Source organism: Streptomyces sp. NPDC005752 (assembly GCF_040630715.1).
Lineage (GTDB): Bacteria > Actinomycetota > Actinomycetes > Streptomycetales > Streptomycetaceae > Streptomyces.
This window is the reverse complement of record NZ_JBEXYB010000012.1, coordinates 58,088-79,874: the sequence shown is the minus strand read 5'-3', so window position 1 is coordinate 79,874 and position 21,787 is coordinate 58,088. Positions and strand designations below refer to the sequence as shown.

Sequence of the window (21,787 nt, the reverse complement as noted above, 5' to 3'; positions counted from 1 at the left end):
CGACAGCTCCACGCGGGTGCCCCTGTGAACCTTGGGAGTCAGGCAACATGACCCAGCAGTCCGTGGAACCCAGGACCGGCGCAAAGGACGCGGGCCCCGGCTCGCACGTCCCCGCCGGACGGTCCTGGCTCGACCGGTACTTCCACATATCCGAACGCGGATCGACCGTCGCACGCGAAGTGCGCGGCGGCGTCACGACCTTCATGGCCATGGCGTACATCCTCCTGCTCAATCCGCTCATCCTCGGCGGCAAGGACGTCGACGGCCAGCTGCTGAGCCAGCCCGGCCTGATCACTGCCACCGCGCTCGCGGCGGCCGCCACCACCCTGCTGATGGGCTTCGTCGGTAAGGTCCCGCTCGCGCTCGCGGCGGGCCTGAGCGTCTCCGGTGTGCTCGCCTCGCAGGTCGCGCCGGCCATGACCTGGCCGCAGGCCATGGGCATGTGTGTGATCTACGGTGTGGTGATCTGCCTCCTGGTCGTGACCGGCCTCCGCGAGATGATCATGAACGCCATCCCGCTCGCGCTGAAGCACGGCATCACGATCGGGATCGGTCTCTTCATCGCCCTCATCGGCCTCTTCAAGGCCGGCTTCGTCCACCAGGGCACCGCGACCCCGCTCTCCCTCGGCCCGGCGGGCGAACTCGCCGGCTGGCCGGTCCTCGTCTTCGCCGTCACCCTTCTGCTGATCTTCATGCTGCAGGCGCGCAACGTCCCCGGCGCGATCCTGATCGGCATCGTCGTCGGCACCCTGGCGGCGATCGTCGTCAACGCCGTCGGCGACATCGACCCGAAGGCATGGAGCAGCGGCCCGCCCGAGCTGAGCGGCAGCGCGGTCTCCTCACCGGACTTCTCGCTCTTCGGCGACGTCGAGTTCGGTGGCTGGGGTGACGTCGGTGTGATGACGGTCGGCATGATCGTCTTCACGCTCGTCCTGGCCGGCTTCTTCGACGCCATGGCCACCATCATCGGGGTCGGCACGGAGGCGAAGCTCGCGGACGACAAGGGCCGGATGCCGGGCCTGTCCAAGGCTCTGTTCATCGACGGGGCGGGCGGTGCCATCGGCGGCGTGGCCGGGGGCTCCGGCCAGACCGTGTTCGTGGAGTCGGCGACCGGCGTCGGGGAGGGGGCCCGCACCGGGCTCGCCTCCGTCGTCACCGGGCTCTTCTTCGCAGCCTGCCTCTTCTTCACCCCGCTCACGACGATCGTGCCCGCCGAGGTGGCCTCCGCCGCCCTGGTCGTCATCGGCGCGATGATGATGCAGAACGCCCGGCACGTGGACTGGGGCGACCGCTCCGTCGCCGTACCGGTATTCCTCACCGTCGTCCTGATGCCGTTCACGTACACCATCACCACCGGTGTCGCCGCGGGCGTCATCTCCTACGCGGCCATCAAGCTCGCCCAGGGCAGGGCGCGCGAGGTCGGCGTCTTCATGTGGGTCCTGACGCTGGTCTTCGTCGTGTACTTCGCCCTCCACCCCATCGAGAGCTGGCTGGGCGTCAGCTGACGCCCCCCTCGCCCTCCGCACCTCAGAAGGAGACACGCCATGCTGGACATCGCCGAAGAGCTGCACCGGTGGGTCGGGCAGGGACGCGCGTTCGCCGTGGCCACCGTGGTGGCCGTCGGCGGCAGCGCGCCCCGGCAGCCGGGCGCCGCCCTCGCCGTGGACAGCGACGGCACGGCCATCGGCTCGGTCTCCGGCGGATGTGTGGAGGGCGCGGTGTACGAGTTGTGCCTCCAGGCGATCGAGGACGGCACGACCGTGCGGACCCGCTTCGGGTACAGCGACGACGACGCCTTCGCGGTCGGTCTGACCTGCGGCGGCGTCATCGACGTCCTGGTGACCCCGGTGCGCGTGGACGACCCCGCGCGCCGGGTGTTCGCCGCCGCGTTCGCGGCCGCCGCGGAGGGGGGCGCGGCGGCGGTCGCCCGCGTCACCGGAGGCCCGGACGAACTGCTCGGCAAGCCGCTGCTGGTGCACTCCGACGGCACGTACGAGGGCGGGCTCGGCGGACATCCCGAGCTGGACCGTACGGCCGCGGCGGAGGCGCGCGCGATGCTCGACACGGGCCGCACCGGAGAGGTCGTCATCGGTGCCGGGGGCTCCCGGTGCGGCAGCCCCCTCACCCTCCTCGTCGAATCGAGCGTCCCACCGCCCCGGATGATCGTCTTCGGCGCCATCGACTTCGCCGCGGCCCTGACGCGGGCCGGCCGTTTCCTCGGCTACCGGGTCACCGTCTGCGACGCCCGGCCCGTCTTCGCCACGGCGGCACGCTTCCCGGACGCCGACGAGATCGTCGTCGACTGGCCGCACCGCTACCTCGCCACCACCGACGTCGACGCGCGCACGGTGCTCTGCGTCCTCACGCACGACGCCAAGTTCGACATCCCGCTGCTGGAACTGGCCCTTCGGCTGCCGGTCGCCTACGTCGGCGCGATGGGCTCCCGCCGCACCCACCTGGAGCGCAACGAGAGGCTGCGCGAGGCCGGTGTCACCGAGCGCCAACTGGCTTCCCTGCACTCGCCGATCGGTCTTGACCTGGGAGCCCGGACTCCGGAGGAGACCGCGCTCTCCATCGCGGCGGAGATCGTCGCGGAGCGGCGCGGCGGCACCGGCCTGCCGCTGAAGGGGGCCCACACGCCGATCCACCACGACACGGGCACACCGCTGGCATCGGTGGCCTGATCCGCTCCACTGGCGCCGTCCATCCCGGGCGGGTTGCCGCCACGGTGGTTTCACGCCAGGGGTGAGGCCGTCCGCAGCACCGGATTTACCGGTAGATCAGCTGCATGACATTTTCCCTCTCCGCCGTTTCCGGCCGGGCGAGACCCGCTCGCGCGGGACGCAGGGCTCTGCTCATAGCGACCTCCGTCGCCCTCCTGAGCGGCGTCATGCTTCCCGCGGCGGGTTCCGCCACCGCCGCCCCGAAGCCGTCGAATGCCGAGGACCGCCGAGGATCCGAAGCCCGCGACTACGACATCACCCTGGTCACCGGCGACGTCGTCCACTACTCGGACGGCGCGGGCAACCAGGACACCGTCACCGTCGACCGCCCCGACGGCGCGAAGGGCGGTGTGCACGTGCGGCAGGCGGGGGAGGACATCTACGTCATCCCCGACGAGGCGACCGCCCTCATCGCGGCGGAGAAGCTGGACCGTCGGCTGTTCAACATCTCCACGTTGGTCGGCATGGGCTACGACGACCGGCGCTCCGGCGGCATTCCGCTGATCGCCACCTACCCGGCGGGCGTGGCGCGTTCGCTGCCCGCCGCCCCGCGCGGCAGCAAGGCGGTCCGCACCCTGGAGTCGGTCCACGGCGTGGCCCTCAAGGCCGGCAAGGACGACGCCCGCACCTTCTGGAACGACATCTCCCGTACGGAGAAGAGCCGTTCGCTGGACAACGGCATCGCCAAGCTGTGGCTCGACGGCAAGGTCGAGGCCGCGCTCAAGGACTCCGTCCCGCAGGTGAACGCACCGCAGGCCTGGGCGGAGGGCTTCGACGGCAAGGGCACCACGGTCGCCGTCCTGGACACCGGCATCGACGCGACGCACCCGGACGTCAAAAACCGCATCACGCTGTCCAGGAGCTTCATCCCCGGTGAGGAGGTCGTCGACGGGAACGGTCACGGAACGCACGTCGCCTCCACCGTCGCGGGCTCGGGCGCGGCCTCGGACGGCGCCGACAAGGGCGTCGCCCCCGCCGTCGACCTGATCGTCGGCAAGGTCCTGAGCAACGAGGGGTCCGGCGCCGACTCGGGCATCATCGAGGCGATGGAGTGGGCGAAGGCCGAAGGCGCCGACGTCGTCTCCATCCCTTGATCTTGCGTGGGTATCCCCTGCTTTGGCTGGGGGTGTTCCTGACGATCCTCACCAGCAAGGCTGAAAGCGCCGGTAGGGAGGTGATCGCGGTGGACCCCCGCAACACCTCCAGGCAGTGCCCCGAATGCGGGCACACCGCCAAGGAGAACCGGCCCACACAGGACAAGTTCCACTGCGTCTCGTGCGGCCACAGCGCGCACGCCGACACAGTCGGAGCTGTCAACGTTCTACGGGCCGGGCTGGTCCGCCGCGACGCCAACCCGGCATTACGAGAAGCCCCCTCATTCATGAGGGGGAGGAGTCACGAGCCTCGGATCCAGCATTCCGGACGACGGAACCGATCCGATGGCACAGGCCGTCGACGCGCTCTCCGCGGACGGAGGCCCGCTGTTCGTGATCGCCGCCGGCAACGCCTATGGCGCCGGCACCATCGGCTCGCCCGGCTCCGCCGCGAGCGCGCTCACCATCGCCGCCGTCGACAAGCAGGACGGCCGGGCCGCCTTCTCCTCCATGGGCCCGCTCGTGCGGTCCCACGGCCTGAAGCCCGACCTCTCGGCGCCCGGCGTCGACATCAACGCGGCGGCCTCCCAGTCGGCCCCGGGCATCGAGGGCATGTACCAGCAGATGTCCGGTACGTCGATGGCGACCCCGCACGTCGCCGGGGCCGCGGCCATCCTGAAGCAGCGTCACCCCGAGTGGTCCGGTCAGCGGCTCAAGGACACGCTGATGAGCTCGTCGAAGCTGCTGCCCGGCTACACGCCGTACGAGCAGGGCACCGGCCGACTCGACGTGAAGGCCGCCGTCGACACGGCGATCGAGGCGACCGGCTCCGTCGAGGTCGCGTCGTACGACTGGCCGCACAGCGCCGAGGACGCGGTCGCCGAGCGCACCCTCACCTACCGCAACACGGGCGACGAGGACGTCACACTGAAGCTGGCCACCGACACGGACGCCGCCGCCTATACGCTGTCCACTCCCGAACTGACCGTTCCGGCCGGCTCCACCGCCCAGGCCGTCCTCTCCATCGACCCGTCGAAGGTCGCGAACGACACCCGGTTCTCCGGCCAGGTCGTCGCCACCGACGCGTCCGGCGCGACGGTGGCCCCACACCGGCTTCGCCGTGAACAAGGAGCGGGAGCTCCACGACCTGACGCTCCGTCTGCGCGACCGCGCGGGCGAGCCCATGGACGGCACCGTGGTCTTCGCCGCGCTCGGCGACACGCAGCTCGGCTTCGTCGAGGTCTCCGGCGAGAGCACACTGCGGCTGCCTCCGGGCAACTACACGGCCTGGACCTCCGCCGACGTGGACGGCGACCGCGCCGACTCGAAGGCCGTGGCGTTCCTGTCGGCCCCCGAGACGATCCTCGACAAGGCGACCACGGTCACCCTCGACGCCTCCGAGGCCCGCAAGGTCAGCGTGCGCACCCCGAAGGAGACCGAGACCCGGCAGCTGCGCTACGACATGGCCCGTACGTCCCCCGAAGGCGTCGTCCAGCGTGACGCCTACCAGATCCCGCTGACCTACGACCAGCTGTGGGCGAGCCCGACGAAGAAGGTCACCCAGGGCGACTTCAGCTTCCTCACCCGCTGGCGCCAGGGCGAGGAACTGGTCGACCTGACGGCCGACGGTCACGACGTCCCGGTCACGGTGCAGAACGGCTCGGTCGTCGCCGAGGACAGCGAGCAGAAGCTCACCGGGGTCTTCGCAGGCAACGGCGCCGCCGCCGACTACAGGGGACGCGGCGTCAAGGGCAAGGCCGTCATCGTGACCCGCAGTGACGCCGTCCCGCCCGCCGAGCGGCTGGCCAACGCACTCGCGGCGGGCGCGAAGGCGCTCTTCGTCGTCAACGACGGCCGAGGGGCGGCGATGGAGAGCTACGCGCCGTACGGCGAGCAGACCACCATCCCGGTCGCCTCCGTGCAGAGGGTCGCCGGCGAGACACTGATCAGGGCGGCACAGCGCGGTGGGAAGCTCACGGTCGACCAGCGGAAGTTCGCCGGTTACGTGTACGACCTGGTGGACCGCCACGACGGCACCATCCCGGACCGCTCGCTGGCCTTCGCCCCGTCGTCACGTCAGCTCGCGAAGGTAGAGAACACCTTCTACGGCCACAAGGCGACCCTGGGCGGCGGCTACCGGTACGACATCCCTGACTACGGGCCGGGCCTCGGCTTCGAGGAGTACGAGAAGTTCCCGGGCACCCGCACCGAGTGGGTCAGCCCGCTCCCGGGCGCCTCCTTCTGGTACGAGAACCACTCCGTGCTCAACGGCGACGCCACCGAGACGGCGCACGAGATGCGCAGCCCCGAACTCGACTACAGGGCGGGCCGCACCTACCGGTCCGACTGGTTCGCCCCGGTCACGGGTCCCCGTCTGGGCACGGGTTACTGGGGCCCCTTCCGTACGTCGTACAACGACATGCAGTTCAACATCACGCCGTGGACGGACTCGGGTGAGGGCCACTCCGGCTCGATGCCCGCGGACGAGTACGACACCACGTCCTACGCCTTCTACCAGGGCGACACCCTGATCAAGAAGGGTGCGGGACGGGCCGGTCACATCGGAAACCTGTCGTCCGCGAAGGTGCCGTACCGCCTGGTGATCGACTCGGTGCGGGACGAGGCCACCTGGAAGACCTCCACGCGTACGCACACCGAGTGGGACTACGTCTCGGGAGCCCTGCCGGACGGCACCGAGCGGGCCGACATCCCGCTGCTCCAGCTCGACTACGACGTGGACACCGATCTGGCCGGTGACGTCAGGGCCGGCAAGCCGGTCGAGGTCGGCATCGAGTCCGGCACCCAGGCATGGCTCGACGGTGCGGTGAAGGCGAACAAGGCCTCGCTGTCCGTCAGCTACGACGAGGGTGCGACGTGGAGCGCGGTGAATCTGCGCAAGGGCGCGGCGGGTGAGTGGACCGCGGAGCTGAGGGCGCCTGCCGAGGGTGCCTCCTCGGTCTCGCTCAGAGCACACACCGAGGGTCCCGGCGGCCTGGCCGTCGACCAGGAGATCATCAAGGCGTTCGGTCTGAAGTGAGCTGCTGAGCCGTCCGGTCGAGGTGGTCCCGCATCCCGTGTGGGGGTGCGGGACCACTCCGTCGCACGGTCCGGCCGCTCCGTCTCACCTGCGGCGGGCCGCCTTCTCCCGGGCCTTGCGCCGCGCGACGGTGTACGTCGACCAGTCCCCGGTGCCGGTCGCACCGCGAGGCGTCCTTCATCGCCGGACGCCCGCAGCGTGTGCCCTTCTGGGTCAGTGCGCCGCATGCCGACTGGGGACATGGGGGGTGGGGTTACCCGGCGGGCGGGCGCGGGGCACCGGAACACGGTGCGGCGGAGATCAGCGCCCGGCCTGCAGCGCGGCCCAGGTGCTGGGGCCGACGCTGCCGTCGGCCGACAGGCCCCGTGTGCTCTGGTAGTCGCGGACGGCCTTGTCCGTGTTCGCACCGAAGGCCCCGTCGACGGACACGGTCCTGCCGAGCGCCGCGGTCAGCGACCGCTGCAGTCGCTTCACGGCGTCGCCCGAGGCGCCCGACACGAGCGTCGGGGTGGTGCCGGCGGAGAGCAGCGCGGTCCAGGTCTTCGGGCCGACGGTGCCGTCGGCGGAGAGCCCACGCGCGGTCTGGAACGCCTGCACCGCGCTCCTGGTGGCGGAGCCGAACACGCCGTCCGCTGTGCCCGCCTCGTAACCCTGCTGGTTGAGCAGCGTCTGCACGGCCTTCACCTGCGGGCCCGTCGAGCCCGACTTCTGGGTCGTGTACGCCCCGAAGCTCAGGCCGTCGGCGCCGCTGGAGCCGCCGACGAGCTGCATGTAGTAGGTCCAGTTCCAGTTGGCGCCCGGGTCGGTGTGGTCGTTCCCGGGGGCCTCACTGTGCCCGATGACGTGTGCCCGGTCCTTGGGGATGCCGTACCGGTCGCACAGATAGGTCGTCAGCGCCGCGGAGGAGCGGTACATCGTGTCGGTGAACCACGACGGGTCGTCGACGAAGCCCTCGTGCTCGATGCCGAGCGACGAGGCATTGGCGCTCTTGGCGTGGTACGCGGTGTCCTTGTCGCGCACCATCTGGGTGATCTGGCCGTCCGACGAACGGACCACGTAGTGGGAGCTGACCTTCGACGTCGCGTTCTGGAACCAGCTGATGGTCCCGGCGTACGAGCCCTGGGTGACGTGGATGACGACCTTGTCCACCGTGGCCGTGCGACCCGTCGCGAAGTTGGCGGAGTTGGCGGCCACCCAGAGCGCCGGAGGGTAGTCGGGGCTCTGGGCGGTGACGTCCGCCTTCGCGAGGGGGCCCTTGTCCGGGGAGACCGGGCGGGAGGTGACGGATACCCGTTCGCCGCCGGCCACGGTGGCCCGCAGGCCCTGGGCGAGGAAGGTGTAGACGGTGTCGGCGTAGAGGGCGGAGACAGCGCCCTCGGTTCCGCTGTAACGGGCCACGGCCGGATACCAGGCGTTGATGTCCGACCGCTCCGCCGTGTCCAGACCCAGTGCGTCCGCGTGGCTGCGCAGGACGGCCGCGCCGCCCAGGATGTTGGACCCGGTGTCCTCGCGCAGATCGGCCGTGGACTCACCCGTCAGTGCGGCGGCCTTCTCCAGGGAGTGGTTGACGGGGTTGCTGACGAGGTGCATCACGCCGTAGCCGTTGTCCTGGCTGGGCCGTCCGGAGTGTCCGTTCAGGTGCGTCTCGCCGTAGCCGACGGCGGCGAGCAGGTCGCGCGGTACGCCGTACTCCTCGGCGGCCTGCTGGAAAGCCTGGTTCATCGAGTCCGTGCCGGCGGAGTCGGCGCCGGCCGGCTGGCCGGTGGTGACGAGGGCGGTGACGGTGAGAGAGGCAAGAACGGCTGCGCGGCCTCGGGTGTGGCCGGCGGGGCGTCGGGGCATACCTGCTCCAGGTCTGTGGGGGAGAGGAAGGCCGCCGGACCGGTGGGGTGGGCCGAGGGCCGCTGAGCCCGCACAGGCTATCTATCTGTACGGAGCATGACAACGACGCCGCCGTGTGTCCAAATCCCTTTCACCCGAATGGAGTTGCTCTTCCCGAAGTGCGCCCGACGCCCTCCCGGATGGGCCGCCACCCCGGCAGGGGGTGACGGCACGCCGATGTCGCTACCAGCGGTCCCGGTGGACCACGTCGGCCACCGGGCGGCGGCGGACCGGCCCGAAGTTGCCCTGCGGCCACCCCACCGGGATGGCGGCGAAGGTGCGGGTGTCCGAGGGGATCCCGAGGGCCTCCTTCCACTCCTGCTCCAGCATCAGGTGCCAGATGGTGAGGTTCGCCGCGAGCCCCAGCGCCCGCGCCGCGAGCAGGATGTTCTGGACGCCCGGATAGACGCAGGAACCCTCCGCGAGAGCCTGGAAGCGTTCCTGGGTGCCCGCCATGTGCTCGAGTCCGGAAGGGCCGAGCGAGGCGGCGTAGACCCCCAGACCCTCCTCGTCGAACTGCGGCTCCGGGAACTTGTAACAAGGGATGATCAGCGCAGGTGTGTCCGCGAAGTGGTCGCGCTGGTGCTCGATCGCTGCCACCATGCGCCCGTACGCCGCGTCGTCCATGCCCTTGGGCGCGTGCTTGCCGGTCGTCGCGAGGTAGGCGTCCACGCACCGCTTCCAGAGCGGAGCGAGTTCGGCCATGACCGCGCGGTCCGTGACGACCACGTACTCGTAGCACTGCATGTTGCCGCCGCTCGGCCCCCAGACGGCGGCCTGTATGAGCTGGTCGATCGTCTCGTCCGGGACGGCGTCCGGCTTGAGGCGGCGCATGGCGCGCATGGTGGACATGGTCGGGAAGAGGGCGGGTCCGTCCGGGGCAGGAGCGTCGGCGTACACCGTTTCGAAGGTCATGATCGCGGAGTGTACGGCTCAGAACCCGCTGCGGGGAGCCCCGTCGACCTCCTCGTGCCGTGCCCGGCACGGTGCAGGTCAGCGCCGTCGCAGCCGGCCGGCCGGCATCTCGCGGCCGCCCCTCGCTCCGCCCCGGCAATGCGTGCAACGCGGCCCGATCGGCGGTCTGTTCGGCCGAGCCGGGTCGTGCCGCCGGGTCGTGCCGCCGCGTCACCGCGCAGCGCCCGTCCTCGGACGCGGCCTCATGTCCGTACGTCCGTGCCCATCGTGTCACCCGCCTTCGCGGCGCGGCGGAATCGCACACCTGGCCGTCCCCACTCCTCACGGGGGAACGGGGTCGGGAACGGCGGCCGTGAAGGCGTATAAAGGGTCCCTCCCGAGCAGCCGGCGTCCCCGATGGCCATCTCACCCCCCACGCGGTCGGCGTCACCGCGTACCGAGAGCGGAGGAGCGTCCACATGAGCACCTCGGAAGAGATCAGCGCCTTGCTCGTCACCAGGTTCGGAACCGACCCGGAGGCCATCCGGCCCGAGGTGCCGCTCCGGCACCTGCGGCTGGACTCGCTGGCGCTGGAAGAGCTCCGGCTCCTCATCGAGGACCGGATGGACATCGATCTGGAGGACGTCGTCCTGTCGTCGCGCGACACCGTCGGCCGCCTGGTCGAGGCCGTGTGCAGCAAGGCCGGCGCGTGACGGGCCGGGGGCCGTTCGCACCCGTGCCCGTACGTCCGGGCGTCGAGCCGTTCAGCGCGGCGGTCACCGGCATCGGTCTGGTCACCGCCGCCGGGGTGGGAGTCGACCAGGCGTGGCGCGGTGTGTGCGACACGGCGGTCGCCCCCTCCGTACCGCACCTGCCGGAACTCGACGGGCTGCCCTGCGACTTCATGTACACCGTCGCAGGTCTCGACACGAGGGCCGTCCTGGGTGTCGCCGTGCATCGGCTGATGGACCGGTTCTCCCAGCTCGCCGTGATCGCCGCCCGCGAGGCGGTCGCCGACGCCGGACTCGACCCCTCGGTCTGGGACAGCGGACGGGTCGCCGTGGTCATCGGCTCCGCCCACGGCGGCCTGCCGTTCTACGACGAACAGCACACCACCCTCAGCGAGCGCGGAGCACGGCGCGTCTCCCCGAAGCTCGCCCCGCTGAGTGTCGTCAACGGCGCCGCCAGCAGCGTCGCCATGGACCTGGGTGTCCACGGCCCGAGCCAGGCCGTCTCCACCGCGTGCTCGTCGGGCACCGTGGCCATCGGCACGGCCCACCAGATGCTTCGTACCGGGGCCTGCGACATCGTCGTCGCGGGCGGCGCGGAATCGGTCCGCTCCCGGCTCCTGATCGCCAGCGCCTGCCAGATGCGGGCCGTCTCCACGCGCCGCGACGACCCGGCGGCCGCCTGCCGCCCCTTCGACTCGCACCGTGACGGCTTCGTCGTCGGCGAGGGCGCCGGCCTCCTCGTGATGGAACGCCCCGAGCACGCACGCGCCCGCGGCGCCACGGTCCGTGCCCGGGTCGCCGGCTACGGCGCCTCCAGCGACGCCCACTCCGCCGTAGCCCCCGACCCCGACGGCCTCGGTATCGAGAGGGCCCTGCGCACCGCCCTGGCCGACGCGGGCCTCGACGCCTCCGACGTCGGCCACGTCAACGCGCACGGTACGTCGACCGTCGCCAACGACCTCATCGAGGCGGTCATGCTGCGCCGCGTCCTGGGTGAGCACCCCCTCGTCACCTCGACGAAGGCCATGACCGGCCACGCCCTGGGTGCCGCCGGCGGCATCGAGGCCGCCCTGACCGTCCTCGCGCTCCAGCACCAGCTCGTCCCGCCGACCGCCAACCTCGACGCCCCCGACCCCGAGATCCCCGTGGAGGTGGTGAGCAAGGAGGCCAGGCACGCGGTGTTCGACTGTGCCGTCAAGACGTCACTCGGCTTCGGCGGCCACAACGCGGCGCTCGTGCTCACCAGAGCCTGACGGGAAGCGAGGAGCAGCATGCCCGAGGAGATCATCCGTTCACTGAGGGTGGACGGGGTGCGTTACGGCTATCGGGTCCTGCCCCGCGACCCGGCCGCCGGCGGAACACCGGTGACCGAACCGGTGCTGGTGATCGGAGGCGCGCTGCAGGGCATGTTCGGCTGGCCGCAGATGGACGACCATGTGGGTCAGGTCGCCGATGTGGTGACCGCGGACCTCCCCGGCATGGGCTCGGCCGACCCCCTCCCACCCGGTCCCGCCGCCCCGGTCCTGCGCGCGGCGGTCACCGGGATCATCGACGACCTGGGTGCCTCCCGGATCAATCTCTTCGGCTTCTCCTACGGCGCGGCCGTCGCCTTCGACTGCGCCCGGCACGACCCGGGACGCGTCGCGCGGCTCGTCCTCGGCGGCGTCCCCACACAGGTCGGTGAGGACCGGCGGGCCTACTGGCACCGGGCGACGCAGGCGCTGGCCGAGGGTGACACGGAGGGCTTCGCGGCGCTGGCCGCCGACGGGCTGATGTGCCTGGACCCGGACCGGCCCGTGCACCGCCGGGAGCTCGCCCGGCGCTATGTGCGGCGCTCGTTCCTGCACGCGCTCGCCCACTCCGAGCATGCCGCCGACTCGCTGCGGCGGGCCCTGGGGGACCGGCCCGACTTCTCCGGCGGACTGTCCGGCGTCCCGGCCCTCGTCTTCGCGGGGGAGTACGACACGGTGACGTCTCCGGAGCTGCAGCGGGAGTTCGCCGGGACGATCGAGGGAAGCCGCTTCCTCACCCTGCCGGAATCCGACCACTGGGTCGTGCTGGAGCGGTCCGAGGAGGTCGCAGCCCTGGTGACCCGCTTCTTCACGGACCAGCCGCTCGATCCCGCCGGGGTGCGGCTTCCACATCAGGCGCGGGCCGGTGAGGCCACCCCGGCGCCGGCCACCGCGGCGTCGCCCCCGCTCCCAGGCCCACCCGCACGGCGTACGACGTCTCGGTGAGCTGACGCACCGCCGACGGGACTTCTCCGGCACACCGTTCGCGGTGTGACGGCGATCCGGGTGGCGGCCCTGGCCCGGCCGCCACCCGGGTGTGGGTCAGTGCCGGGGGCCCCGGCCCTTCACATCGATCCGCACGATCTGCGGGTCGTGGTCGCTCGCCTGGTCGGCGAACTCCGCGTTGATGTGCACCACGTCGTAGTCGAAGCGGCTGATCGCGGGGCTGGTCAGGATGTGGTCCAGCGTCTGCGAGTTGCCGTCGTAGACATAGCTGTACTGCTCGCCGGCGGGCAGCGTCGTGATCAGCGGCTTGAGCACCCTGCCACTGGTCAGCGCCTTCACCGTGAGGGAGAAGGCGAAGTCGTTCAGGTCGCCGAGCGTGACGACCCGGGCCGACTTGTCCGCCTTCAGCAGCGACGTGACGAAGGTGTTGACCTCCTCCGCCTGCCGCACGCGCTGGGTCTCCGAGCTGCGCACCGGCTCCTGGTAGCGGCCGTGCAGGGACTGGTCGCCGCCCTTGGACGCGAAGTGGTTGGCGATGACGAAGACCGGCTCGCCGCGGAAACGGAACTCGCCCACCAGCGGCTTGCGGCTGCTGTCCCAGGCCGTGCTCGTGGGATTGATCCGGCCGGGCGAGACGGAGAGCGTGGCGCCCTTCCTCGTCTTCACCGCCTTCACCGCGGTGGTCGCGTCGCCGCCCGGGCGGTCCACGAAATCGACCCGGTCGGGGTTGAAGAGGAAGACGTTGCGGATGTTGCCGCCGGGCTCGCCGCCGTCCTTGCCGTCCTCGGGGGCGACATAGCGCCAGGCGTACCGCGGCCCGCCCGCGGCGACGATCGCGTCGGTGAAGCGCCCGAGCGTCGCCTCCGATCCCACCGTGCCGTCCTTCACCGCACCGTTGTCGTCCTGGATCTCCTCCAGAGACACGATGTCCGGGGACGAGAGGCTGACCGCCACACCCTGGGCGAGCGTGCCGAACTTGGCCTGCTCGTCGGTCGCGTCGAGGTTCTCCACGTTGTACGTGGCGACGGCGAGTTCCTTGCGCTTCTGCTTCCGCGTCACCTCGCGCCGCAGACCGTTGTCCTTCAGCGCGCCCAACTCGGTGGCCTGCACGTTGTATCCGCCGTACGACGCGTAGTCGACGACACCCGTGGTGGAGCCGGACAGCACGTCGCCGACGTTCGCGTCCGGGACCGGCTGCGCGGCGTTCAGCGACATCACCTTGAGGCGGCCGGTGTTCTGGTCCTCGTAGGAGGCGTACAGAGTGCCGCCGCGCCGGGTCGGGTTCTCCCGCGGCTTCACCGTCACCCAGACCTCGTCGTACGCGGTCGTCGCGCCCGTCACCCGGGTGTCGGCCATCATGACGCGGGTGCCTTCGAGCGACTCGTACAGATCCAGGGCGTAAGCCGCGGGGTCGAGTGCGAGGGCCTCGATCGAACCGCCCCCGGCCGTCGGCACGTAGGCGTCCGGCACCGAGGCGGCATCGAGGACGACCGCATCCGGCAGGGCGTTGCCCGAGGACAGGACCGTGGTCAGCGGGCCGGTCATCTGGGTGAGCGACTGGGCGCCGGCGGCCGGGTAGTACTCGGCGATCTTTCCGCTGACCAGTACCGAGTCACCGACGGCGACGGTGGGTGCCGCCGAGCCGGTGTAGACGAACAGGCCCTCGCTCGTGCGGGCGTCGTCGTCCGGGGCGGTGTCCTGGATCCAGAAGCCGCGCGAACCCGTCGTCCGTACGCCGGTGACGACGCCGGGGACCCCGGCGACCGACTGCCCGGCGAGCGGGGAGAGACGGGTCGTTCCCTGGATGTCGTGGACCTGCACCGTGCCGGGCTCGGTGGGTCCGCCGGGCTCGCCCGGCCCGGAGCCGCCGGAGGTCTCGCCCGCCGCGTTGACGGGTGTCGTGGTGCCCGCGGTGAAGTCGGCGGTGTTGTCGTCCGTGTCCGCCAGGGACGTGCCGCGCGCCACGGAGGCGGTCGCGGAGGCGCCCGTCGCCGGGCCGCTGCCCTCGCGCACGACCGCGGAGCCGTAGCCGACGAGATCGACGATCCGGGTGTCGGCGGCGCAGTCCGCCGCGGTCCTGCACGTGAGCGGGGCGGTGCCGGACACGAGCGCGACGGTGCCGCTCGCCGCAGACATCGCGACCGTGCCCGTCGCGTCGGCGGCCGGCAGGGCCACCGTGCCGCCGGTGCCCGCGGCCTGCGCGACGAGGTAGCGGCCACCGGGCGCGACGGCGCCGGACAGCGCGGAGACCTGCCACAGCGATCCGGCGGAGGGGGTGCCCGGCAGGTACTGGACGCTGAAGCCGGACAGGCCGAAGGAGCTCTGGCCGGCGTTGGCCAGCTCGATGTAGTCACGGGTGAGCGTCGCACCGGAGTTGCCCCCGCCGCCGTACACCTCGGAGATGACGGCCGACGTCGACGGTGCCGCGAAGGCGGCGGGCAGCGCGGTCACCGACAGGGTCACGGCGACGGCGGCGGCCAGCAGGGCGGAGCCGGGTCTGGCTATGTGCACGGGAACTGCCCCCAAATGTGTAGTGAGGGCCAAAAACTATGCGCGTAGACCGGTCGTGGCAAGAGACCGGAGGTTAATTCCGGGCGTCATTGCCCCACGCACGCCGCACACCTGGTGATGCGAGGTCATATCGAGGTGAGCGCGTGTGCTCCGCGGCGGGCCACCGAGGCTGAGCTCCCCCGGAGCCCGCCACGGCCGCCCCACACCGGCCGGCGGCGCACGGAGGGGTGTCGCAGACTCAGCGCCAGGCGAGATTCCGCCACGGGCTGCCCTCGCTCTCCGTCAGCAGACGGTGCGCCGTGACGTTGCTCAGGTAGAAGTCGCCGTAGTCCTCGCCGTCGAACCGCAGCACACGGCCCAGCGCGTATCCCGCCGAGAACTCCTCCCAGGAGTGGTAGGCCGATCTGCTCAGCGCACCGGCGTACACGATCGCCTGCTCCGCCTCGTGCGGGACGCAGAAGCGCGCGGACAGCCCCCACCTGGCAAGATTCACGGCGCGCCCGTAGTCGTAGGCGACCGTCGTGGTGACCCGGCCGTCCGGCGGCAGCAGCCCGTCCGCACGGAACCGCGCCTCGTACCTCACGATGCGCCGCACCAGCTCCTCGATGTCCTTGACCGTGCCGTGGCCCAACCCGATGTCCTGGGCGTGCCCGGCAGCCGTCTCGCGCCACAGCTCAGCGGAGGGCTGCTCGCCGAGCCCGGCCCTGAGCTGTTCACGCACCCGGAGCACGAAATCAGGCTCGGCCGGACTGTTCTGCGCGTCCAGCAGGAAGTCCAACTGCCTGCGCCAGCCGCTCGGTCCGGTGATGCCCCAGGAGTCGCGGAGCAGCTCCCGTTCGCGCGCGTACTCCCTGTAGACGGTGCCCACCTCGTTCCACGGCACACCGTTGCCGATCGCCAGATGCGCCCCGCACGCCAGCCCGTAGGCCAGGGGGCCGTGCAGCGCTCCGTGCCGCAACGCGATCAGCCGGTCGCCCCCGGGGCAGTCGTTCTCCGCGTGGTAGCGCAGCCACATCGCGCGGTGCGGGGGCGTTGCCGGGAAGAGGATCTGGGCCGGAGTGCCCGCGTTGACGGACAACAGCTGATAGGGGTCGCTCCACTCCGTCTCCGCGACCCACTTGAGGGAGACACCGTGGAACACCCAGTCCGGATGCCAGGGCGGCAGCATCCCCCGGGTGAGCACCGGCCGGCAGCTCCGGCCGGCCTCGTCCCGGTGCGAGCGCCACCAGACCATGTCGGGAGCCGCGTCCACCTCGGCCTTCGGCGCGACAATGTAGAGCTCCTCACCCGCCAGGACCCGCAGTTGTGCTTCCGCGTCGCCGCGCGCTCCCGCCTCGTGCAGCAGATGCTCCGTCACGGACGGCGGAACCCAGGGGGCGCCATGAGGGTTGCCGGGAAAGGGGGGCAGCGAGTTCATCACCATGCCAGGTTCCGGTAGGGGCTGTCGGGGTCCTGGGTCAGGATGCGGTGCTGCGCGAGCGACTCCTCGTACTTCACTCCGGACGCATCGTCCTCGTCGAAGTGCATCACGCGGGTCAGCGAGTAGCCGAGGGAGAACCGCGCCCAGGAACCGTAGGCCTGCTTGGCCAGGGCGCCGATCCGCAGCACGGCCTGCTCCGCCTCGTACGGATCGCAGAGGCGGGCCCCCAACGCCAGCCGTACGACGTTGACCGCCCGCCCGTAGTCGAAGGCGGCCAGGGTGTCGACCCGTTCGCCCGGGCCGAGGGCACCGTCCGCACGGAATCTGTCCTCGTACGTGACGGCCAGCCGCAGCGCCTCGTGGGCCTCGGCCGTCTCGGCCGCCGTGGACTGACGGCGCGTCATCTCGGCGGTGACCGCCGCGGACCACTCGGCGACCGTCGGGGTGCGGCCCAGCCGCCCGGCGAGTGCTCGGCGGATCCGGAGCACCGACTCGTACGTACGCCCGACGAGCCGGGTCGCCAGCAGCGCTTCCAGGGTCTCCCGGTAGGCGGCGCGGTTCAGCACGCCCCAGGGACGACGGAGCCGTGCCCGGTCCGTCGTGTACCCCTCGTAAGCAGCGCCCAGGTCGTTCCAGACGAGACCGTTGTGCACGGCGAGGTGGGCGCCGAGCGCCAGTCCGTGTGCGACCGGCCCGTGCAGCGGACCGGCCCCATGGGTCACCAGCAGACCGCCCGGAGGCCCGCCGGCACGCGCGTGCGCCTTCAGCCACGCCCGGCGACGTCCCGCGCCGGCCTCGAGGGTGACGGCGTACGGCGTACCCGGATTGACCCTCAGCCACCGCACCTTGACCGGCCACCGGCGTACGAGCTCGTCGACGCCGATCGCCTCGAACACCCAGTCCGGATGCCAGGGCGGCAGCATGCCGGACGTCAGCACCGTGACACACATTCGCCCCGGCTCAGCAGGATCCGCCTGTGCGCTGAGCGGGGGAACGAAACCGGGGGTGTCCGCGTGCAGCCGGGCGACGAGCACGAAGAGCCTGCTCGTGGCCAGCGCGGCCGGCACCGCCTTCCGGTCGCCCGCCGCCTCGAGCAGCAGCCGTTCCGCCCCGGTCGGCGGCGATCCCACCCCCGGAGCTCCCGCCCACGCCGCACCGGTACCCGTCGTCCCTGTCCCCGTCGTCCCTGTCCCCGTCGTCACCCTGGGATCCTACGGAACGCCTCCCCGGCCCGAAGCGCTGCCCCAAAGAGGGGACCCGCCCCTACGACGCAGGCCCTGCCGGCGCCGGATACACCGCCAGCGAGAACGAGTGCCCGGCCGGGTCGTTGTAGATCCGGACGTCACGGGGACCCCCGTTGCCGCCCCCCGTGTCCACGGGCCGGGCGCCGAGGCCTATCGCCTCGCGCTCGGCCTCGTCCATGTCCTCCGGGCCCACCAGGATGCGCAGATGCGCCTGCAGGGAGTCCTCGGGGCGCGGCCAGCTCGGCGGCGCGTAACCGTGGTCGCGCCGGACAGCCAGGTGCACCCCGGTGTTACCCACTATCTCGACGAAATCAGGATCGCTCCCTGTCCGCGCCTCCGCGTCGAGGAGGTTCGCGTAGAAGTCGGCGAGCTCGATCGGCTCGGCACAGTCCAGGACCAGAACGCTCGTTTTGGCGACAGTCATGACCGACCGGTACCCCGGATGGGGCCGGACACGCCGGATCGGAACCGGCCACCGCTGACCGGGGCCCGCCGCCCCGCCCTACGGCGCGCCCGGGACGACGTCCGGACGGGCGCGAACTAGGGTGCGGACCATGGCAGAGAGCACGGAGCACCGGGACACGGGTATGCCCGGCCCCGGCCCCTCCGACCCCCGTCGCTGGCGTGCCCTCGCCGTCTGTCTGGTGGCGGGGTTCATGACGCTCCTGGACGTCTCCATCGTCAATGTGGCGCTGCCGTCCATCAAGGAGGGCCTCAACACCCCCGAGTCCGACCTCCAGTGGGTGCTGTCCGGCTACGCGCTCGCCTTCGGGCTCGTCCTCATCCCCGGCGGACGCCTCGGCGACGCGCGGGGCAGGCGCGCGGTGTTCATGGCGGGGCTGACCCTCTTCACCCTGGCCTCCGCCGCCTGCGGGGCCGCCCAGTCCAGCCTCTGGCTCGTCATCGCCCGGCTCCTCCAGGGCGCGGCGGGCGGCCTGCTCTCGCCCCAGATCTCCGCGTTGATCCAGCAGATGTTCTCCGGACGCGAGCGCGGCCGGGCCTTCGGCATGTTCGGCACCGTGGTCGGCATCTCCACCGCCGTCGGCCCGCTGCTGGGCGGTCTCCTGATCCAGGGTGCCGGGGCGCAGGAGGGCTGGCGCTGGGTGTTCTACGTCAACCTGCCGATCGGGATCGTCTGCCTCCTGCTGGCCCGTAGGCTGCTCCCCGACACCCCCTCGGCGACCCGGGTGCGCCCGCGCGATCTGGACCCGGTCGGCGTCCTGCTGCTCGGCGCGGGGGTCCTCGCCCTGCTGCTGCCGTTCGTCCAGGCCCAGCAGTGGCCGGGCAACGGCAAGTGGCTGCTCGTGGCCGTGGCCGCGGTCCTGCTCACGGCGTTCGTCGCCTGGGAGTCCCGATGCGCGCGACGCAACATCCAGCCCGTGCTCGACCTGTCACTCTTCCGGCTCAGGTCCTTCTGGCTGGGCTGCCTGATGATCCTGCTGTACTTCGCCGGATTCACCTCGATCTTCTTCATCAGCACGCTCTACCTCCAGTCCGGGCTGGACTACAGCGCCCTGGAGGCAGGCCTCGCGATCACCCCGTTCGCCTTGGGCGCGGGCGCGTCGGCGAGCATCGGAGGCCGGCTGGTCGGCCGGTTCGGGAGGCCCCTCATCGTCGTGGGACTCACCATGGTGGCCGTCGGACTCGGGCTCACCGCTCTGGCCGCGCACCTGGTCCCGGGCAGGGGCGCCGGGCTGGCGATGGCGGCCCCGCTGCTGCTGGCCGGTCTGGGCAGCGGGCTCGTCATCGCACCCAACCAGACCCTCACGCTCTCCGAGGTGCCCGTCGGTAACGCGGGCAGCGCCGGCGGCACCCTCCAGACCAGCCAGCGCGTCGGCTCGGCCATCGGGATCGCCGCGGTGGGTTCGGTCTTCTTCGCCCAGCTGGGACCGGGCGACTGGGCGGCGGCCTACGACCACGGGCTCCTCGTCTCCGTCGCGTTCGTCCTCGCCGGCCTCGTCGTGGCGCTGGCCGACGTCGCGGCGGGCAGGCGGGGAAAGAGACGGTCCGAGACGTCCTCCCGGGCGCCCGGAGCCACCGACGCCCCGAAGGGAACACCATGAGCGACAACGAGGACCGGGAACCCGGCGGGAACACCTCGTACGGCCACAAACCGTTCAAGCGCTCCCGCAGCCACTTCGCGGACCGCGTCACCGCCGACGGCCGGGACGGCTGGCCCGTCGAGGCGGGGCGCTACCGTCTCGTCGTCAGCCGGGCATGCCCCTGGGCGAGCAGGGCCCTGGTCTCACGGCGGCTGCTCGGACTGGAGAGCGTCCTCTCCCTGGCCGTCGCCGACCCCGTCCAGGACGACCGCAGCTGGCGCTTCACCCTCGACGAGGGCGGCAAGGACCCGGTGCTCGGCATCGGCTACCTGAGCGAGGCCTACGACGCACGGGAACACGGCTACCCGGGCGGGGTCAGCGTGCCCGCGGTCGTCGACGTGCCGACCGGGGCCCTGGTCACCAACGACTACCAGCAGATCACGCTGGACCTGGCCACCGAATGGGCGGAACTGCACCGCCCCGGCGCCCCCGACCTCTACCCGCAGCGGCATCGCGACGAGATCGACACCGTGATGGACGGCGTCTACCGCGACGTCAACAACGGCGTCTACCGGGCGGGATTCGCCGCCGGTCAGGGCGAGTACGAGGCCGCGTACGCCGATGTGTTCCGCCGCCTGGACCTGGTCTCCCAACGCCTCGCCGGGCAGCGTTACCTGGTCGGTGACACGATCACCGAGGCCGACATCCGGCTGTTCACCACCCTGGTGCGCTTCGACGCCGTCTATCACGGACATTTCAAGTGCAACCGCTCGAAGCTCGCCGAGGACCCCGTCCTGTGGGCGTACGCACGGGACCTCTTCCAGACCCCGGGCTTCGGCGACACCGTCGACTTCCACCACATCAAGCAGCACTACTACCGGGTGCACACCGGTATCAACCCCACCGGCATCGTGCCGCTCGGCCCCGAGCTCTCGGGCTGGCTGGCCCCTCACCACCGTGGGCAGCTGGGCGGCCGCCCGTTCGGCGACGGGACCCCGCCCGGGCAGGTGCCGCCCGGCGAGGAGGTCCCGGCGCGGGGGCGCCCCTGAGGGCTCACCCCGTGCGTGGCGGGGCCGCGTTCGCCGTCGCCAACGGAGTACGGGCGAGAACGACACAGCCGGCGGCGATCAGAGCCACCCCGGCCAGCTGGGGGAGCAGCCACCAGCCTGTCCGCAGCTCCTCCCCGAACAGGGTCACCCCGTAGGTGATGCTGATCAGCGCGTCACCGAGGGTCAGCATCGGCTGCACCGCCACCAGGGAGCCGGCCTGGAGCGCGTTCTGGAGGAGGAACAGCGCGCCCACCCCGGCCGCCGCGGTGGCGTAGAGCTGCCACGCCGTCAGCAGACCGACCGCGCCGCCGGCGTCCAGCCGCGACATGGCGTCCTTCATCAGCGCGGCGGTCAGCGCGTACCCGCACGCCGCGGCCAGACCCAACAGCGCCGCCCGGGCGTTTCCGGCGACGCCGAGCGCCGTGGCGATCAGTGCGGCCTCGAAGGCCGCGGTCGCCAGAAGAGCCGGGACCCAGGCGGCCCCCTGAACGTCGTCGCTGCCGCCGACCGGCGCGGCGGCCGCCATACCGAGTGCCAGACCCAGTGTCACGGCCGCCACCCCGCACCAGACCTGCCGCGACACCCCCACCCGCATGACGAAACCGGCGACCAGCAGGGTCGCGGGCAGCTCGATCACGAAGATGGGCTGAACCACCGCGATGGGCCCCGTGGCGAGGGCCACCGCCTGGCAGACCGCGGCGACGATCACCAGACCGATCCCGGCGAGCCACACCTTCTGCCGCAGCAGACGCACGATCAGCGACAGGCGCATCGCGTCGCTGTCGGGCACATCGAGGGCGGCGCGGCGCTGAAGCACCGAGGCGGTGCCGTTGCTCAGAGCGGTCAGGACGGCGAACAGGACGCTGATCACCGCCCCATCATGGGGGCCGGTGCCTTCATGCCGGTGCTTCGTGGACCGTGCGA

14 protein-coding genes and 3 pseudogenes are annotated in these 21,787 nt (G+C 71.7%); 10 read left to right on the top strand and 7 right to left on the bottom strand.

The genetic code is table 11. The annotated features are described in order from the left end of the window. Window positions 1-47: 47 nt before the first annotated feature. The 5 genes and pseudogenes from ABZ441_RS12645 to ABZ441_RS12625 all read left to right on the top strand — a co-directional run. A complete protein-coding gene (locus ABZ441_RS12645; RefSeq protein ID WP_358971755.1) occupies window positions 48-1,505 on the top strand; it encodes an NCS2 family permease in 1,458 nt (485 codons plus the stop codon). 39 nt (window positions 1,506-1,544) lie between these two features. Then, entirely contained in the window at window positions 1,545-2,684 is a 1,140-nt protein-coding gene (locus ABZ441_RS12640) for an XdhC/CoxI family protein (protein ID WP_358971752.1), read from the top strand. A 206-nt stretch (window positions 2,685-2,890) separates the two neighbouring features. Next, window positions 2,891-3,811 (top strand): annotated as a pseudogene (locus tag ABZ441_RS12635) (S8 family serine peptidase); the annotation flags it as partial. Between the two features lie 35 nt (window positions 3,812-3,846). Beyond that, window positions 3,847-4,062: pseudogene (locus ABZ441_RS12630) on the top strand (transposase); the annotation flags it as partial. 61 nt (window positions 4,063-4,123) lie between these two features. Then, window positions 4,124-6,854, top strand: a pseudogene (locus ABZ441_RS12625) (S8 family serine peptidase); the annotation flags it as partial. 300 nt (window positions 6,855-7,154) lie between these two features. Here the strand turns inward: ABZ441_RS12625 and ABZ441_RS12620 are convergent. Both ABZ441_RS12620 and ABZ441_RS12615 read right to left on the bottom strand, forming a co-directional pair. Beyond that, window positions 7,155-8,696 (bottom strand): peptidoglycan-binding protein, encoded by a 1,542-nt coding sequence (locus tag ABZ441_RS12620; RefSeq protein WP_358971749.1) that lies wholly within the window; start codon window positions 8,694-8,696, stop codon window positions 7,155-7,157. A gap of 222 nt (window positions 8,697-8,918) precedes the next feature. Continuing rightward, window positions 8,919-9,650, bottom strand: coding sequence for a nitroreductase family protein (locus ABZ441_RS12615; protein ID WP_358971747.1), 732 nt, complete (start codon window positions 9,648-9,650; stop codon window positions 8,919-8,921). Window positions 9,651-10,108: 458 nt separating this feature from the next. On the opposite strand from ABZ441_RS12615, the gene ABZ441_RS12610 reads away from it, so the two are divergent. The 3 genes from ABZ441_RS12610 to ABZ441_RS12600 are packed head-to-tail and all read left to right on the top strand — an operon-like array spanning window position 10,109 to window position 12,597. Then, window positions 10,109-10,342: an acyl carrier protein gene (locus tag ABZ441_RS12610; RefSeq protein WP_358971745.1), complete on the top strand. Its 234-nt coding sequence runs from the start codon at window positions 10,109-10,111 to the stop codon at window positions 10,340-10,342. Further along, entirely contained in the window at window positions 10,339-11,613 is a 1,275-nt protein-coding gene (locus ABZ441_RS12605; RefSeq protein WP_358971742.1) for a beta-ketoacyl-[acyl-carrier-protein] synthase family protein, read from the top strand. Before ABZ441_RS12610 ends, ABZ441_RS12605 begins: the two co-directional genes overlap by 4 nt. An 18-nt stretch (window positions 11,614-11,631) precedes the next feature. Beyond that, complete coding sequence (locus ABZ441_RS12600) at window positions 11,632-12,597, top strand: alpha/beta hydrolase (protein WP_358971740.1); 966 nt, start codon at window positions 11,632-11,634, stop codon at window positions 12,595-12,597. 96 nt (window positions 12,598-12,693) lie between these two features. Here ABZ441_RS12600 and ABZ441_RS12595 read toward each other — a convergent pair whose 3' ends face one another. The 4 genes from ABZ441_RS12595 to ABZ441_RS12580 form a co-directional block, all read right to left on the bottom strand. Beyond that, window positions 12,694-15,108, bottom strand: coding sequence for an endonuclease/exonuclease/phosphatase family protein (locus tag ABZ441_RS12595; RefSeq protein ID WP_358971737.1), 2,415 nt, complete (start codon window positions 15,106-15,108; stop codon window positions 12,694-12,696). 238 nt (window positions 15,109-15,346) lie between these two features. After that, the gene (locus tag ABZ441_RS12590) at window positions 15,347-16,531 is read right to left on the bottom strand and encodes a DUF1266 domain-containing protein (RefSeq protein ID WP_358971734.1); all 1,185 of its coding nucleotides are present in this window, start codon (window positions 16,529-16,531) and stop codon (window positions 15,347-15,349) included. Beyond that, complete coding sequence (locus tag ABZ441_RS12585; RefSeq protein ID WP_358972039.1) at window positions 16,525-17,628, bottom strand: DUF1266 domain-containing protein; 1,104 nt, start codon at window positions 17,626-17,628, stop codon at window positions 16,525-16,527. Before ABZ441_RS12585 ends, ABZ441_RS12590 begins: the two co-directional genes overlap by 7 nt. 163 nt (window positions 17,629-17,791) lie before the next feature. After that, the gene (locus ABZ441_RS12580) at window positions 17,792-18,196 is read right to left on the bottom strand and encodes a VOC family protein (protein ID WP_358971732.1); all 405 of its coding nucleotides are present in this window, start codon (window positions 18,194-18,196) and stop codon (window positions 17,792-17,794) included. Window positions 18,197-18,326: 130 nt separating this feature from the next. Here ABZ441_RS12580 and ABZ441_RS12575 point away from each other — a divergent pair, with 130 nt between their 5' ends. Next, entirely contained in the window at window positions 18,327-19,835 is a 1,509-nt protein-coding gene (locus tag ABZ441_RS12575; protein ID WP_358971729.1) for an MFS transporter, read from the top strand. Continuing rightward, window positions 19,832-20,863, top strand: coding sequence for a glutathione S-transferase C-terminal domain-containing protein (locus ABZ441_RS12570; RefSeq protein WP_358971726.1), 1,032 nt, complete (start codon window positions 19,832-19,834; stop codon window positions 20,861-20,863). The genes ABZ441_RS12575 and ABZ441_RS12570 overlap by 4 nt, the downstream gene beginning before the upstream one ends. 4 nt (window positions 20,864-20,867) lie before the next feature. Here the strand turns inward: ABZ441_RS12570 and ABZ441_RS12565 are convergent, their stop codons facing one another. Then, window positions 20,868-21,734: a DMT family transporter gene (locus ABZ441_RS12565; protein ID WP_358971724.1), complete on the bottom strand. Its 867-nt coding sequence runs from the start codon at window positions 21,732-21,734 to the stop codon at window positions 20,868-20,870. Window positions 21,735-21,787 lie beyond the last annotated feature (53 nt).